The following is a 15,218-nucleotide window of genomic DNA, read 5'->3' on the forward strand; positions in this document are numbered from 1 at the left end:
TCCCGGAGATTGAACTGAAACGTGTTCTATTGTTAGGTGGGCTCATGCGGTTCACCTACGCCGAGGCCATGACCGATCCGTCGTACCACCTGCCGCTGGCCCGGGCCGCCGAGGCCGCGGGATACGCGGGCGTCAGTGTGGCCGACTCCCTGGTCTACCCCAAGGAGTCCGCGACGGGCTACCCGTACACCGCCGACGGCGACCGCGGGTTCCTGGAGGACAAGGGCTTCGTCGAGACGTTCGTCCTGATCGCGGCCATGGGGGCGGTGACCTCGACGATCCGGTTCACGCCGTTCGTGCTCAAGCTGCCGGTCCGCCCGCCGGTGCTGGTGGCCAAGCAGGCGAGCTCGATCGCCTTCCTGACCGGCAACCGGCTGGGCCTCGGCGTCGGGCTCAGCCCGTGGCCGGAGGACTTCGCGGCGATGGGGGTGCCGTGGGCGCGGCGCGGCCGGCGGATGGACGAGGCCGTCGAGGTCCTGCGCGGCCTGACGGGCGGCGGCTACTTCGAGTACCACGGCGAGTTCTACGACCTGCCGCCGGTGAAGATGTCCCCGGTGCCCACCGAGCCGATCCCGATCCTGGTCGGCGGGCACAGCGAGGGGGCGCTGCGCCGGGCCGCCCGTCTGGGCGACGGCTGGATGCACGGCGGGGGCGACGCCGCCGAGCTGGACGCGCTGCTGGCCCGGCTGGCCGCCCTGCGCGCGGAGTACGGCACGGCCGACCGGCCCTTCGAGATCCACGCGATCTCCGCCGACGCGTACACGCCGGACGGGGTCGCACGGCTGGCCGACAAGGGCGTCACCGACCTGGTCGTCGGCTTCCGGAACCCGTACGTCAAGGGTCCGGACGCCGAACCGCTGAGCAGGAAGATCGAGCACCTGGAGCGCTTCGCCGAGAAGGTCATCGCCAGGACCGGTCCCTGAGGATCCCTTGATGATTTCCGATAACACGTTACAGTTTTTCGTGTGAGTGATTCCGCCGCCGTCGTCTGGGACCGGCCGTACGGTGACCACCCCGCCCGCCGGGCGGCGCGCTCGTCCATGGCCGCGGTCGCCGCGGGGCGCAGGGAGGAGTGGCTCGCGCTGTTCGCGCCGGACGCCCTGGTGGAGGATCCCGTCGGCCCCTCGATGCTGGACCCCGAGGGCGGGGGGCACCGCGGCCGCGACGGGATCGGGCGGTTCTGGGACGGGCACGTCGGCTCGGTGCGCGCCTTCCGCTTCCGGGTCGCGGACTCCTTCGCCAACGGGCCGTGCTGCGCGAACGTCGTCTCCATCACCATGACGCTGGACGGCGGAGCGGTCATGACGGTCGACTGCGTGATCGTCTACACCGTCGACGACTCGGGGCTGATCACCTCGCTCCGCGCCCACTGGGAGCCGGAGCGCGCGCTGGCCACGCTGACCGCGCCGTAGTCCCTCCCGCGCGGCGTCCCCGATCGCGCCGGCCGTTCCCGATCGCATTGTCCGTTCCCGATCGCGCCGGCCGTCCCCGATCGCGTTGTCCGTCCCCGATCGCGCCGGCCGTTCCCGATCGCATTGTCCGTTCCGGCCGCGCCGTGGCCCCGGCACCGCCGGTGCCGCTCGGCGCGGCCGGGGCGGACAACGCGCGGGTACGGCCTCACAGATCCGTGGCGATGATCTTCTCGATGTTGCGTTCGGCGAGCGCCGTGATGGTGACGAACGGGTTGACGGTGGTGTTGCCGGGGATCAGCGCGCCGTCGATGACGTACAGGCCGGGGTAGGCGGTGAGCCGGCCGTGGTTGTCGGTGGCCTTGTTCAGCACCGCGCCGCCGAGCGGGTGGTAGGTGAGGTGGTCGCCCCAGATCTTGTAGACGCCGAAGAGGTCGGTCCGGTAGATCGTCCCCTCCTTGGAGTTGATCCTGTCGAAGATGGTCCTGGCCATGTCGATGGACGGCTGCTTCCAGGAGGCCTGCCAGTTCAGGTCGACCCTGCCCGCCGCGGCGTTCCAGGAGAACTCGGCGCGGTGCGGGTTCCTGGTGATGGACAGGTAGAACGAGGCGAAGGTCTCGATCCCGGTGGGCAGGGGGGCGACCTCGGCGAACGCGCCGCCGGCCGCCCAGTTGTCGATGCCGGAGCAGGGGATGGCCGACTGCAGGCTCCCGGTCGGGTCCCACATGTGGTTGGCGCGGCCGCACATGACGTTGCCGTTGTCGCCCCAGCCCTTGCCGATCTCGCCGTTCAGGCCGGGCAGCGCGCCGGTGGCCTTCAGCCGGACCAGCAGCTTGCTGGTGCCGACGCTGCCGGCGGCGAAGAACACCCGCTCCGCGGTCACGGTCTTGACGGCCGTGGTGTCGCCGGCGGTGTTCAGCTGGTCGATGACGACGGTGTAGCCGCCGGCCGCGGGGGCGACCGAGGTGACCCGGTGCAGGGGCGAGACGGTCACCCGGCCGGTGGCCCTCGCCCGGGCCAGGTAGGTCTGCTGCAGCGACTTCTTGCCGTGGTTGTTGCCGTAGAGGATCTCACCGGCCAGCGCCGACCTCGGAACGGTCCCGGCCGCCTCCTGCTCCATGTAGTCCCAGTCGTACACGTCGGGCACGAAGACGAACGGGAAGCCGGAGCGCTGGGCGTGCTTGCGGCCGACCCGGGAGTACTGGTAGCAGGCGGTGGAGTCGAACCAGGCCGGATCGACGGTGCCGACCCCGAGCCCGGCGTTGGCGCGCGGGTAGTAGACGCCGTACATCTCGTCGGCGTCCACCGACGGCAGGACGGCGCCGAAGTTCTCCCGCTTGGGGGTGACCGCCATGCCGCCGTTGACCAGCGAGCCCCCGCCGACGCCGCGGCCCTGGTAGACCGTGATGCCGCCGAACTCCTCGGCGTCCAGGATGCCGGTGTGCCGGGGGATGTCCCGGTCGATCGGCAGGCCGAGGAAGTAGTTGAGCGGGGCCTTGGTCCTGGTGCGCAGCCAGTAGGACCGGTAGTCCGGCTCGCGCGTGTTGCAGAAGATCTTGCCGTCGGGGCCGGGGGTGTCCCAGGCCATGCCCATCTCGATCATGTGCACGTCGACGCCCGCCTGGGCGAGACGCAGGGCGGCGACGGAGCCGCCGTAACCGGTGCCGATCACCAGCGCCGGGACGCGGGCCCCGGAGGCGATCGGGGCGGCGGCGCGGGCGGTGTCCGCCCGGGCCGCGGTGCCGCGGCCCGCGAGGGCCGCGATTCCCAGGACGGAGCCGGTGCCGGCGATGAAACCGCGGCGGGAGATGCCGCTGGAGCCGGGGCCGTCCGGGGCGGTGTCGCTCATGTTCGGTTCCTCACCCTCGACGAAATGAGACCGGTCGTGCATGCCGCGCGGCGGGCCGCTCCGTGTGCGGAGGCGGCTCGGGCGCGTTCGCCTATACGTGAGCGCCGGGTCAGGGCGTCTGTCGCTGGGGAGTCGGGTGTTCCGTCGTCGGGGCGCCGTAGCCGTCCGGGGTTCCGGGCGGCTACGGCCGGGGAGCCGGTGCGGAGCCGCCGGGCAGCACGCACGCGGTGTCCAGGCCCAGTACGTGGTTGAGCCGGCCGAACGCCAGCCAGGCGCCGATGCTCATGCTCAGTTCCACGATCTCGGTCTGGCTGTAGTGGGCGGTCATCCGGGTCCAGAACGCGTCGTCGAGGCCGTGGTGGTCCACGGCGTACCGCTCGGCGTATTCGGCGGCCAGCCGGGTGCGGTCGTCGAAGGCGTCGGTGGTGCGCCAGGCGGCCACCGCGTCGGCGAAGTCCTCCTCGACCTTGCGCCCGTCCCGTTCGGTGCGCCAGTCCAGGCAGAAGGCGCACCCGTTGATCTGTGCGATCCGCAGCCGCGCGGCCTCGAACTCGCGGAGCCCGAGGGTCGTGTGGGCGTACACCGAGAGCGAGAAGTGCGAGGCCGCGGCTCCGATGCCGGGGACCATCTCGCCCCACACGTACGCGATCGGGTCCTTGCCCGCGGGGACGTCGATGTTCACGGCCGCTTCCTTCCGAGTCTGCCGGTCGCGGGGCGCAGCGGGACGTCGAGCGCGTCGTAGAGGCCGGGCTCGGCCTCCAGGAGCCAGTCGACGGCTCCCACCAGGCGGCCGACCGCGGTGGCGTTCCCGCCCGCGGAGCGGTTGCCGTCCTCGTCGACGGCCTCGACCGTGACCTCGATGCGGGGCCGGCCCTCGATGATCACCCGGTGCGCCCCGGCCCCGTCGGGCGGCGTCGGCCAGTCCGGCGCGCAGGACGGGTGGATGCGGGTGACGTGTTCGACGACGATGCGCGGTTCGCCCTCGACGACGCCCTGCACCTCGAAGCGGACCGCGCCCTGGGTGCCGGCCTCGAACGCGCCCATCGACGCGGTGCGCACCGGGGTGTCGAGCGGGCGCCGCTCCACGGTCTCGCGGATCTCGTCGAGCTCGACGCCGAGGCCCCGGGCGATCAGCCGCACCTGCCCGCCCCAGACCATGGTCGGGACCGTCGGCGCGATCATCGGCGGCTCGTAGTCCATCGGCTGGCCCATGCCGACGAGGTACCGGACCGCGTCGGGCTGGTCGTAGGTGGAGTAGTCGAAGATCTCCTGGCAGCGGACCGCGTCCACGACGGTGCCGAGCCCGCTGATCAGCAGGGGCAGCACGTCGTTGCCCCAGCCGGGGTCGACGCCGGAGACGAACAGCGAGCCGCCGCCGTCCGCGATGGCGGCCAGCACCGGCTCCCGCAGTTCCGGCGGGGCGTTGCGCTGGTCGTAGAGCGCGTACACCGAGGGGGTGACGACCACGGCCCCGGCCCGGATCGCCCGGGTGATGTCGGCGAGGGCCTCGTCGGGGCGGACGTCGCCGGAGGCCGCGTACACCACGACGCGGGGGCGGGCCGCCAGCACCGCGCCGACGTCGGCGGTCGCCGGGACCCCGAGGTCGCGGCCGAGCCCGCCCAGCTCGCCCGCGTCGCGGCCGACCTTCCCGGGGTCGTGGACGATCACGGCCGTGAGTTTCAGCGCGGGGTGGGCCTCGACGGCTCGGATGGCCGCTCGGCCGACGTTGCCGGTTCCCCAGACGATCGTGGACGTCATGACCGGAGCGTAGCAAGCGCTTGGTTCAATGTGTACGGCATCGCCGCGCATTCCGGACGGCCGTCTCAGAACTCTGGCGGACAGGTGACGTCGGAGGGACGGGCGGTTCCCCGGATGAAGAAGGACACCGGTGTGCGCACCCGGGTCCGGAGCGCTCCCGCCCGGGTCGGGGCGGGAGCGCGGGGGAAGCTCCGCGGCGCCGCGGGTCCGGCGACGCCGGACCCGCGTTCTCGCGCCGGTCCGGCGCCGGGGGATCTCAGGCCGGACTCGCGGTCCGGCGGTGGTTCAGCGGACGTAGACGTTGGGCCGGGGCGGGGCGGCCATGCCGTCGCCGATGAAGAAGCCCGGGTGCGGCGGCTGGTTGTAGGCGGTGTTCTGCCAGGCGATCGCGGTGCGGTACTGCGGGTCGTGCATCAGGGTGGGGATGCGCCGGTCGGTCAGGTGGGGAGTGGCGTGGATGCGCAGCGCGGTGTCGTCGGCGGTCGGCCAGATCACCTCCTCCCGCCAGTCGCCCAGCAGGTCGGCCGAGAGTGACGGGGTGGCCTTGGTGCCGTTGTTGGCGTGCACGCCGGAGGCGGTCAGCAGGCGGGTGTCGCCGCTCGGGCCGTACTTGTCGATGCGGGTCCGGTCGACCAGCTCGCGGACCGGGTCGCCGTCCCACCAGGCCAGGAAGTTGACCGCCGACGGCTTACGGCCCAGGGCGGCGCCGGTGGCGCTGCGCAGCGCGGTGTCGGCGGCCGACCACGATTCGGCGCCGGGGCCGCCGGCCCAGACGTCGGCCGAGACGCCGCGGCCGTTGTCGGTGCCGGAGGCGGTGGACCACAGCACCCGGCCGGTGCGGGCGTCGGCGAACCACGAGCCGGGCTTGGACTTGTCCTCGCTCACCTTGAAGATCTCCAAGCCGGTGCGGGCCGGGTCCAGGTCGCCCACGTGCAGCGCGTCGCCGTGCCCGAGCCTGGTGGTGTACAGGCCCGTTCCGTTGTCGTCGATCACCGCGGCGCCGTAGACGATCTCATCCCTGCCGTCGGCGTCCACGTCGGCGACCGACAGGCTGTGGTTGCCCTGCCCGGCGTAGCCGCCGTTGCCCGAGGCGCTGGAGTCGAAGGTCCAGCGGCGGGTCAGCGTTCCGTCGCGGAAGTCCCAGGCGACGACGACCGCGCGGGTGTAGTAGCCGCGCGACATGATCAGCGACGGGCGGCGGCCGTCGAGGTAGGCGGTGCCGGCCAGGAACCGGTCCACCCGGTTGCCGTAGGAGTCGCCCCAGGACGAGACGGTGCCGCGGGCCGGGGTGTAGGCGACCGTGGACAGCGCCGCGCCGGTGCGCCCGTCGAACATGGTCAGGTACTCGGGTCCGGACAGCACGTAGCCGGAGGCGTTGCGGTGGTCGGCCGCGGCCGAGCCGATGACCGCGCCGCGGCCGTCCTTGGTGCCGTCGGCGGTCTTGGCCGCGACCTCGGCGCGGCCGTCGCCGTCGTAGTCGTAGACCTGGAACTGCGTATAGTGCGCGCCGGCGCGGATGTTGCGGCCCAGGTCGATGCGCCACAGCCGGGTGCCGTCCAGCCGGTAGGCGTCGAGGTGGACGTTGCCGGTGTAGCCGGCCTGGGAGTTGTCCTTGGCGTTGGACGGGTCCCACTTCAGGACGATCTCGTACCGCCCGTCGCCGTCGAGGTCGCCGGCGGAGGCGTCTCCCGCGGTGTAGGTGTAGGCGGCGCCGTCGGGGGTGGTGCCGCCGGCCGGAGCGGAGATCGGCACGTCCAGGTGGCCGCCGGCGAAGCGCAGCGCGGGGGCGGAGGCGGCCTGCTCGGCGCCGTCGACCACGGCCCGCACGGTGTAGGAGGCGTCGGCGGCGGCGCCGGCGTCCAGGTGGTTGGTGGAGCCGGTGATGGGCGCGGTGTTGACCTTGGCGCCGTCGCGGTAGAGGTTGAAGCCCGTGGTCGGGGCCTCGGTGCCCAGCAGCCGCCAGGACACCAGGTTGGCGTTGCCGGAGCGCACGCTGATCACGCCTCGGTCCAGGTCCTCGACCTGTTTGGCGCCCGCCGGGATCGCCGTCGGGGCCGCCGTGGGCGTCGTGGTCGGCGTGGTCGTGGGCGTCGCGCTCGGGGCGGTGGTCGGCTTGGCCGTGGCGGTCGGCTTGGCCGTCGGCTGGGCGGTCGGCTTGGCCGTGGCGGTGGGGGCCGGGGCGGGGGCGGCGCCGGCGGGCTTGAGGGTCCAGCGCTTGCTCGCGGCCGAGTCGCAGGAGTTCTGCTGGACGGTGGCGTCGTTGGCGGTGGAGGCGTCCTTGACGTTGAGGCACTTGGCGCTGCCGAGGTTGACGACCTGGTAGGCCGACCCGGAGACCTGGTCGAGCCGCCAGGTGTGGAAGGCGCCGGCGGCGCACGTCTGCTGGAGGACCGGCTTGCCCGCCGAGGTGCCGTCGTCCTTGATGCCGATGCACTTGCCGCTGTGGGCGGCGGTCAGGCGCTGTCCGCCGGTGGTGTCGCTCAGTTTCCAGGTCTGGTTGGCGCCGCCGTTGCAGGCGTACTGGACGAGCTGGGCGCCGTCGGCGGTGCTCTTGGCCTTGACGTCGAGGCACAGGCCGCTGGCGGCGTTGACCAGGGTGTAGGAGCCGGCGGCCGGGGCGGCCGCCGCCGAGGCGGGGGCTCCGGCCAGCGTGCCAGCGGTGAGGACCGCCGCGGCCAGGAGGGTGAGGGAGGGTCTGCGCATGTTCGCTCCGTCGGTCGGGGGATGCGGAGGGCGGCCGTCCCGCACGGCCGGAGAGCGGGAGGCGGCCGTGACCGGGCCGGTCCGCGGCCGTGCGGGACGTGCGACGGAGCGCCGCCGGGCGGGTCCACCGCCCGGCGGCGCTCCGGAAGGGGTTACTTGTAGGTGATGGCGGAGGCGGAGTACAGGCAGTGGGCGCCGTCGGGGCCGCTGCCGGTCTCGCTCGGTTCACCGCTGGTGACGCCCTTGAACCTGCTGCAGATCTTGATCTTCTTGCCGGAGTCGCCGATGACCGTGATCCCGGAGAGCTTCGCGGTGTCGCCGTAGTTGGTGTTGATGCCGACGAGCGACTTGCCGGGGGCGGTCACCTGGACGTTGGAGACGACCACGTGGCGGGCGTACTGCTTGGAGCAGTTGCCGCAGGAGCGGTAGAGCTTGCCGAAGTCGGCGAGCTGGAAGTTCTTGATCACGAACGTGCCGGGACCGTTGTGCTGGAAGGTCTTGTCGGAGGCGGACCTGGCGCCGCCGCCGTCGACGGTCATCGTCTGGGAGGCGCTGGTGCCCTTGAAGGTGGCGGCGTCCTCGCCGACGTTCTCCCACCAGACGTTCTTGAGCGTGCAGGTGCCGGAGCAGTGGACGCCGTCGGCGGCGGGGGCGCCGATGATGACGTTCTGCAGGACGGCGCCGTCGGCGAGCTTGAAGATCGGGTCCTGGCCCTCGTTCTGGCCGTCCCCGCCGAGCTTGCCGGAGCCGTAGAAGCGCTTCATGCCGCCGTCGTAGGGACCGCTGACGGGGATGGTGGCGGTGACCGGCTGCTGGCCCTTGGCGGTGGGCCAGCCGGGCAGCGGCGCCGCGCTCGGGGCGGTGGTCGGCTTGGCCGTGGCGGTCGGCTTGGCCGTCGGCTGGGCGGTCGGCTTGGCCGTGGCGGTGGGGGCCGGGGCGGGGGCGGCGCCGGCGGGCTTGAGGGTCCAGCGCTTGCTCGCGGCCGAGTCGCAGGAGTTCTGCTGGACGGTGGCGTCGTTGGCGGTGGAGGCGTCCTTGACGTTGAGGCACTTGGCGCTGCCGAGGTTGACGACCTGGTAGGCCGACCCGGAGACCTGGTCGAGCCGCCAGGTGTGGAAGGCGCCGGCGGCGCACGTCTGCTGGACGGCGGCCTTGCCGGCGGAGGTGCCGGCGCCGGTGATGGTGGCGCACTTGCCGCTGTGGGCGGCGGTCAGGCGCTGTCCGCCGGTGGTGTCGCTCAGTTTCCAGGTCTGGTTGGCGCCGCCGTTGCAGGCGTACTGGACGAGCTGGGCGCCGTCGGCGGTGCTCTTGGCCTTGACGTCGAGGCACAGGCCGCTGGCGGCGTTGACCAGGGTGTAGGAGCCGGCGGCCGGGGCGGCCGCCGCCGAGGCGGTCGCCGTCGTCGTGGTGCCGACGAGGGCCGTCAGGGCGAACGCGGCGACACACGCCCGCCGTGTCATGGTGGATAAAGTCACTATCCAGCCTTTCGGTGCTATTCGTGGGATGTCTCCCTCACGATGGAAGTCTCCACCGGAACCCGCGGAGCCCCCGGTCTGCCGGGCGCGATGGGCGCCTACGGCATTGTGAGCGTTAACAATATGGAGAGGGCGGGAGGTGCCCAGAGCGGTGCGACGGGCGTCCATGTGCGGTCTCTCCGGCTCGGGGGTGATGCGGCCCGGAGGCGCGGCATCGAGGGCATGGGGCGGATCTTCGACATGAGGGACGTGGCGGACTCCCGGCGACGGTGTCCGAGGGACTCCGCGGTCGGGAGTGACGGGTGTTGTTTCTATCGCGTAGAGCGCCATTTGTCACGTTAATGTCTTTTTACATGATGTGTACTATCTAATGTCCAGAGTGATATATGCCGCATATGTGACGAATTGGGTGTTTTTGGGTATCGTTCATGATCCCGTTCGCTGATCGGTTTCCGAGCGGGCCTGCCGGGAGTGCCGCGCACGCGTCCAGCGCAGGCCGCCGGTGATGGCGATGACCGCGCCGATCGCGCCGAGGACCAGCCCGCCGAACATCCACAGGAACAACGGGCTCAGCCCGGTGCCGCCGTCCGCGTGGCCGGCCATGCTGCCTCCGAGGAATCCGGCGAGCGGGCCGAGCACGGCCAGGATCGAGCCGAGGACCATCGTGCGGAATCCACGCGGCTCCGGGCCCTCCTGCGGTCCTGAACCGGAACCGGAACCGGGTCCAGGGCCGGAGCCGGATCCAGGAGCAGGACCGGGACCGGAGGCCGGGGTGGGTGCGGTCACGGGTTCCTCCTCGCGACGGGGGCTCCGTTCGTCACGGCGGGGAGCCTCTCCAGAAACGGTCCGATGATGTCGATGGGCAGCGGGAAGACGATGGTGGAGTTCTGGTCGGCGCCGAGCTCCAGCAGGGTCTGCAGGTAGCGCAGCTGCAGGGCGGCCGGGCTCCTGCTGAGCGTGTCCGCGGCCTGGCGCAGTTCCTCGGAGGCCTGGAGCTCGCCGCGGGCGCCGATCACCTTGGCGCGCCGTTCCCGTTCGGCCTCGGCCTCCCGGGCCATGGCGCGCTGCATGGCCTCGGGGATCTCGACGTCCTTGATCTCCACGACCTGCACCTGGACCCCCCACGGCCCGGTCTGGGCGTCGATGCTCATGGTGAGGTCCTCGTTGAGGTCGGCCCGGTGGGCCAGGAGGGTGTCGAGGTCGGCGCGCCCGACGACCGACCGCAGCGTCGTCTGCGCGATCTGGGACGTGGCGACCGCGTGGTTCTCCACCGCCATCACCGACCGGACCGGGTCGACGATCGTGAACAGCACGACGGCGTTGACCCGGGCCGAGACGTTGTCCTTCGTGATGACCTCCTGCGGGGGGATCGTCAGGGTGACGACCCGCAGGTCGACGCGGACCAGCCGGTCCAGCCCGGGGAACACCAGCCGCGCGCCGGGCTGCAGCGGGGCGCGCAGCCGGCCCAGCCGGAACGCCACCCCGCGCTCGTACTCCCGGATCACCCGCACCGAGGCCGCCAGCGTGACCAGCACGACCGCGATCGCGACGGCCAGGGCCGTCTGCACCGGGGTCACCGCGGCCCCCCTCCGCCGGGTCCGCCGGGTCCGCCGGGTCCGCCGGGTCCGCCCGGTCCCGGTCCGCGCCCGTCCGCCGGGGGATCGGTGAAGGCCCCGGGCCCGCCGAAGGACCCGTCCCCGGCGGTCCTCCCGCGCGCGTGCCGGGGAGCCGACCCGGCGGGACGGCGGTCGCTGCGGTAGCCGGTGCGGCGGCGCGCCTCCCGGGACGCGACGACGGCCTCGGCGGCCACCGCCGCGTCCAGCGGCTCCACCTTCACGTCCGCGGGGAAGGCCGCCGCCGTGCGGCGCAGGTGCGACCAGAGCGGCAGACCGCCCACGGCGATCAGCACGGCCGCCCCCGCCAGGACGGCGCGCTCGGCCGGCGGGCGGTCGCCCAGCGCCACGGCCAGCGGCCAGAGCGCGCCGAGCAGCGCGACGGTGCAGGCGATCCCGCGGTGGAAGCGCTCGGCCTCCGAGCCCGGCCAGGGATCGACGGCCCGGGTGACCTCCCGGCCGGCGTCGGAGACGGTGCAGGCCTCCTTCACCGGGCAGGCGTTGCACACCGCGGGCCGGGCCCGGTAGCGCATCACCCGGTTGTCCGGATCGAAGGAGTGCGGCCACAGCCACTGGTCCTGCGGGCAGATCCAGGCATCGTGGTCGGGGTGGTAGGTGAAGGCGCCCGACCGCCAGGCGGAGGTGCGGCCGGCGGCGCGCCGGGCCATGCGGTCCAGGGCGAAGGCGGCCAGCAGCAGGAAGACCCCGTAGGCGACGGCCGGCCAGACGGCGGAGTCGATCATCATCGTCCTCCCGTGCCGGACGGGTCGCCGGGATGCCGCCGGTCGGAGGCGTACCGGGCGGGCCCGTTCTCCGGGCCGGCGGTCCCGCCGTCGCCGGCGACCGGTACGGGCTGCCTCTCCACGAACAGCTCCTCGACCGGGACGTCGCCGGTGGTGGAGCGGATCCGGTGCCGGACGCCGAGCCAGGTGATGTAGAGGAAGGGCAGCACCCCGCCGAAGATGAAGATCAGGTCGCCGGGCATGCGCAGCCACTCCAGGACGGCGTTGCCCGGCTGCATGATGTACTCCAGCGAGCGCGCCTCGTAGTAGCCGTCGTTGACCGAGTGCCACAGCTGGATCACCCCCAGCGGCAGCAGCGTGGCGAAGACCATCCAGGCGAGCCCGATGTTCAGCGACCAGAACGACAGCCGGGCCAGCCGGTCCGGCCAGAACCGGGCGGGGATGAGGTAGCGCAGCGCGAAGAAGGCCAGGCCCACGGCGAGCATGCCGTACACGCCCATCATCGCGCCGTGCCCGTGGTTGGAGGTCAGCGCGGTGCCGATCTGGTAGTAGGAGACGATCGGCAGATTGATCAGGAAGCCGAAGACGCCGGCGCCGAGGAAGTTCCAGAAGCCCACCGCGACCATGAACATCACCGCCCAGCGGTGCGGGAAGGGCGCGGAGCTGCGCGACTCCTGCCGGGAGCCGAGCTGCAGGAAGGTCCAGGCCTCGATGGTGAGGAACGTCAGCGGGATGATCTCCATGGCGGAGAAGAAGGCGCCCAGGGCCATGTGCTCCACCGGCGTGCCGGAGAAGTACAGGTGGTGCATGGTGCCCAGGACGCCGCCGGCGGAGTAGAGGATGATGTCGAGGAAGATGAGCTGCAGCGCGATCTTCCGGCGCACCACCCCGAGCATCACGAAGATGTAGGCGACCATGACGGTGGTGAACAGCTCCAGGAAGTCCTCCACCCACAGGTGCACCACCCAGAACCGCCAGAACTCGCTGACCGTCAGGTGGTTGCCCGTCCCGGCCAGCAGGCCCACCGCGTAGAAGCCGGGGATCGCCAGGCCGGCGTAGAAGAACACCCACGGCAGGTTCGCCCGGTGCTCGGTCCTCAGGCGGCTGCGGATCACCCGGTAGAGCATGAAGATCCAGATGAACATGCCGGCGGTGAGCAGGACCTGCCACACCCGCGGCAGGTCCAGGTACTCCCACTGCTGGTCCCAGAGCGGGGAGCCCTTCGCCCACTCCACCCCGAAGACGCTCAGCGCCTCACCGGTCAGCGAGCCGACGACCACCAGGGTCAGCGCGCCGAGCAGGCCGTAGGCCAGCCAGTGCTGCTTCTTCGGCTCCCGGCCGGAGATGTACGGCGCCAGGAAGATCCCGGCGGCCAGGAAGGACGCCGCCGTCCAGAACAGCGCCAGCTGCAGGTGCCAGGTCCGGGCGAGGTTGAACGGCAGCAGCCGGGCCAGGTCCAGGCCGAAGAAGCTCGACAGGTCGGCCCGGTAGTGCTCGATCGCCGCGCCCAGCAGGGCCTGGACGAGGAAGAGCGCGGCCACCACGAAGAAGAACCAGGCGGTGGCGCGCTGGGCGGGGGTGACCTCCACCTCGCCGGGTTGCTTGAACGCCAGCGGACGCGCCTCGGCGCCGTGCCAGCCGATCTGCCGGTTCCAGCGCCCGTAGAGCGCGAAGAGGACGCCGATGCCCACCAGCAGGGCCGTCAGCGACAGCCCGCTCCACACCAGGGCGTCGGCCGTCGGGGAGTTGCCCACCCGCGGCTCGGGCGGCCAGTTGTTGGTGTAGGAGTAGTCGTGTCCCGGGCGCTCGGCGGCGGCGGCCCACGCGGTCCAGCCGAAGAACGCGGTGAGGTCGTGGATGTCGTCGGGGGCGGTGATGGCCTTCGGGACGAGCCCGTACCGGGTGCTGTCGGTGCCGAAGAAGTCCGCGTAGTGCCGCTTGAGCCCTTCGAAGGCCCGCGCCTGGGCGGCGGTGATCCGCAGGGTGCCGGTGGCCTCGTCGTAGTGGTTGGCGCGCAGCATCCGCGCCACCTCGGCCTGCGGGTCCCGGACGCCGGAGGCGCGCAGCTCGCCTTCGATGGCGACGGCCGAGCGGCGCAGGTAGTCGGCGGTGTAGTCCGGCCCGAGGTAGCCGCCGTGACCGACGATGGAGCCGTACTGCTGCAGCCCCCGGCGCAGGAAGACCTGCTGGCCGGAGGTGATGTCCGCGCCGGTGAAGACGACCTCGCCCCGCTCGCCGACGACCCGCTGGGGCAGCGGCATCGAGCCGGTGTAGGTGCGCAGCGCCAGCAGCCCCATCACGAAGAACCCGAAGACCATCACCAGGGCGACCCCCTGGAGCCAGCCCTTGGAGACCAGCAGTTCCGAACGCCGGGCCGGGCCCGTCTCCGGAGAGCCTGTCCGTACCACCGTCGTACCCCCTCTCACTCGCGGTCGGCCGGACGCGGAGGCTCGGGCGAGGGGGCGAGGGGGCGAGGACCCGTCACCGGCCGGCAGTGCGATCGACCCTAGGATCGGCGGGTCGCGGCGGTGACGCGACGCGCGTGCCCGTTACGGAAGACGTGAACGATGCGAATTCCGGATGGAATGCCTTTACCCTGCCTGTCATGACCGTGGGATTCCTGCTCTGCTCCGATCCGCTCCGGCCGCGGCGGGCCGACCCGCACTTCGAGCGGGAGGCGCGGGCCGTACGGGAGGCTGGCGCCCCGTTGGCGCTGGTCGACCACGACGCGCTGGTGGCGGGCCGGGTGGGGGAGGCCGTGGCGCGGGTGCCTGCCGGGTTCGGGCCGGCCTGGTACCGGGGCTGGATGCTGCGGGCCGAGCGGTACGCCGAGCTGGAGGAGGCGCTGCTGGCGCGGGGCTGCCGCCTGCTCACCGGCGCCCGCGCCTACCGGTCGGGCCACGAGCTGCCCGGGTGGATCGACTGCTTCGCCGGGCTGACGCCGCAGACCGTCGTGGTGCCGCTGGAACCGGGCCAGGAGCCGCCGGCGGGCGAGCGCCTGGTGCGGCTGACGGCGGATCTCGGACCGGGCGGGTTCGTGGTGAAGGACTACGTCAAGTCGCGCAAGCACGAGTGGCTGGAGGCGTGCTACGCCCCCGATCCGGCCGCACTGGAGCGGGTGGCGGCCAGGTTCGTGGAGCTGCAGGGCGACGACCTGGCGGGCGGGCTGGTCGTGCGCCGGTTCGAGGAGTTCGAGGGCCGCCAGGCGCGCGTGTGGTGGCTGGACGGGGAAGCGGTGTTCGCCGGCCCCCACCCGGACGAGCCGGACGGCGAGGCGACCGGCCCCGGTGACCTGGGCGCGGTGCGGGCGGCGGTCCGCGGGCTGGAGGCCCGCTTCGTCACGACCGACCTGGTACGGCGGGCCGACGGCGCCTGGCGGGTGATCGAGGTGGGCGACGGGCAGGTCAGCGACTGGCCGGCGGGCGCCGACCCGGCCCTGCTGGTCGGAGCGCTGGCCGGGGCGCGGGCCGGAGCGGCTCCCGGGGAGCGCTGAGACCGGCGCCGGCGGCCCCGCCCCGGCTCACCGGTTCCCGCGGGGGTCCCACGGAGCGGCACGGCCGTTCTGCCGCCCCGGCGGCGCCGCGCGCGGTCCGGTCGCCTCCCCCGGCGGTGGCATGTCCGGACTGTGGGTATGACCAGCCGTCCCGGAACCGTTCCTTCAGGTGAGG

General features: G+C 72.7%; 12 protein-coding genes. 3 read left to right on the plus strand and 9 right to left on the minus strand.

Annotation, left to right across the window (positions count from 1 at the left end; translation table 11 throughout):
- The first annotated feature begins 44 nt into the window (after positions 1–44).
- Positions 45–923: a TIGR03619 family F420-dependent LLM class oxidoreductase gene (locus HS045_RS27220; RefSeq protein ID WP_196454317.1), complete on the plus strand. Its 879-nt coding sequence runs from the start codon at positions 45–47 to the stop codon at positions 921–923.
- Positions 924–965: 42 nt separating this feature from the next.
- On the plus strand, positions 966–1,412 hold the full coding sequence (locus tag HS045_RS27225) for a nuclear transport factor 2 family protein (RefSeq protein ID WP_307827744.1): 447 nt from the start codon (positions 966–968) through the stop codon (positions 1,410–1,412).
- Between the two features lie 205 nt (positions 1,413–1,617).
- Here the strand turns inward: HS045_RS27225 and HS045_RS27230 are convergent, their stop codons facing one another.
- From HS045_RS27230 to HS045_RS27270, 9 genes are all read right to left on the minus strand, one after another.
- Positions 1,618–3,258 carry a GMC oxidoreductase gene (locus tag HS045_RS27230; protein ID WP_196454318.1) on the minus strand — a complete coding sequence of 547 codons (1,641 nt, stop codon included), beginning with the start codon at positions 3,256–3,258 and terminating at the stop codon, positions 1,618–1,620.
- Positions 3,259–3,439: 181 nt separating this feature from the next.
- A complete protein-coding gene (locus HS045_RS27235) occupies positions 3,440–3,940 on the minus strand; it encodes a carboxymuconolactone decarboxylase family protein (RefSeq protein WP_196454319.1) in 501 nt (166 codons plus the stop codon).
- A complete protein-coding gene (locus tag HS045_RS27240; protein ID WP_196454320.1) occupies positions 3,937–5,016 on the minus strand; it encodes a dihydrodipicolinate reductase in 1,080 nt (359 codons plus the stop codon). Before HS045_RS27240 ends, HS045_RS27235 begins: the two co-directional genes overlap by 4 nt.
- A 285-nt stretch (positions 5,017–5,301) precedes the next feature.
- Complete coding sequence (locus HS045_RS27245) at positions 5,302–7,719, minus strand: RICIN domain-containing protein (protein WP_196454321.1); 2,418 nt, start codon at positions 7,717–7,719, stop codon at positions 5,302–5,304.
- 152 nt (positions 7,720–7,871) lie between these two features.
- Complete coding sequence (locus tag HS045_RS27250) at positions 7,872–9,179, minus strand: pectate lyase (protein ID WP_196454322.1); 1,308 nt, start codon at positions 9,177–9,179, stop codon at positions 7,872–7,874.
- Between the two features lie 441 nt (positions 9,180–9,620).
- Positions 9,621–9,857, minus strand: a complete 237-nt coding sequence (locus HS045_RS27255; RefSeq protein WP_196454323.1) for a hypothetical protein — start codon at positions 9,855–9,857, stop codon at positions 9,621–9,623.
- Positions 9,858–9,976: 119 nt separating this feature from the next.
- On the minus strand, positions 9,977–10,771 hold the full coding sequence (locus HS045_RS27260) for an SPFH domain-containing protein (protein WP_196454324.1): 795 nt from the start codon (positions 10,769–10,771) through the stop codon (positions 9,977–9,979).
- Positions 10,768–11,553 carry a hypothetical protein gene (locus tag HS045_RS27265; protein WP_196454325.1) on the minus strand — a complete coding sequence of 262 codons (786 nt, stop codon included), beginning with the start codon at positions 11,551–11,553 and terminating at the stop codon, positions 10,768–10,770. Before HS045_RS27265 ends, HS045_RS27260 begins: the two co-directional genes overlap by 4 nt.
- A complete protein-coding gene (locus HS045_RS27270; protein ID WP_196454326.1) occupies positions 11,550–13,958 on the minus strand; it encodes a nitric-oxide reductase large subunit in 2,409 nt (802 codons plus the stop codon). The genes HS045_RS27265 and HS045_RS27270 overlap by 4 nt, the downstream gene beginning before the upstream one ends.
- A gap of 197 nt (positions 13,959–14,155) precedes the next feature.
- Between HS045_RS27270 and HS045_RS27275 the strand changes: the two genes are divergently transcribed.
- The gene (locus HS045_RS27275) at positions 14,156–15,043 is read left to right on the plus strand and encodes an ATP-grasp domain-containing protein (RefSeq protein ID WP_196454327.1); all 888 of its coding nucleotides are present in this window, start codon (positions 14,156–14,158) and stop codon (positions 15,041–15,043) included.
- Positions 15,044–15,218 lie beyond the last annotated feature (175 nt).

The sequence above is a fragment of the Planomonospora sp. ID82291 genome (assembly GCF_015711645.1).
Lineage (GTDB): Bacteria > Actinomycetota > Actinomycetes > Streptosporangiales > Streptosporangiaceae > Planomonospora.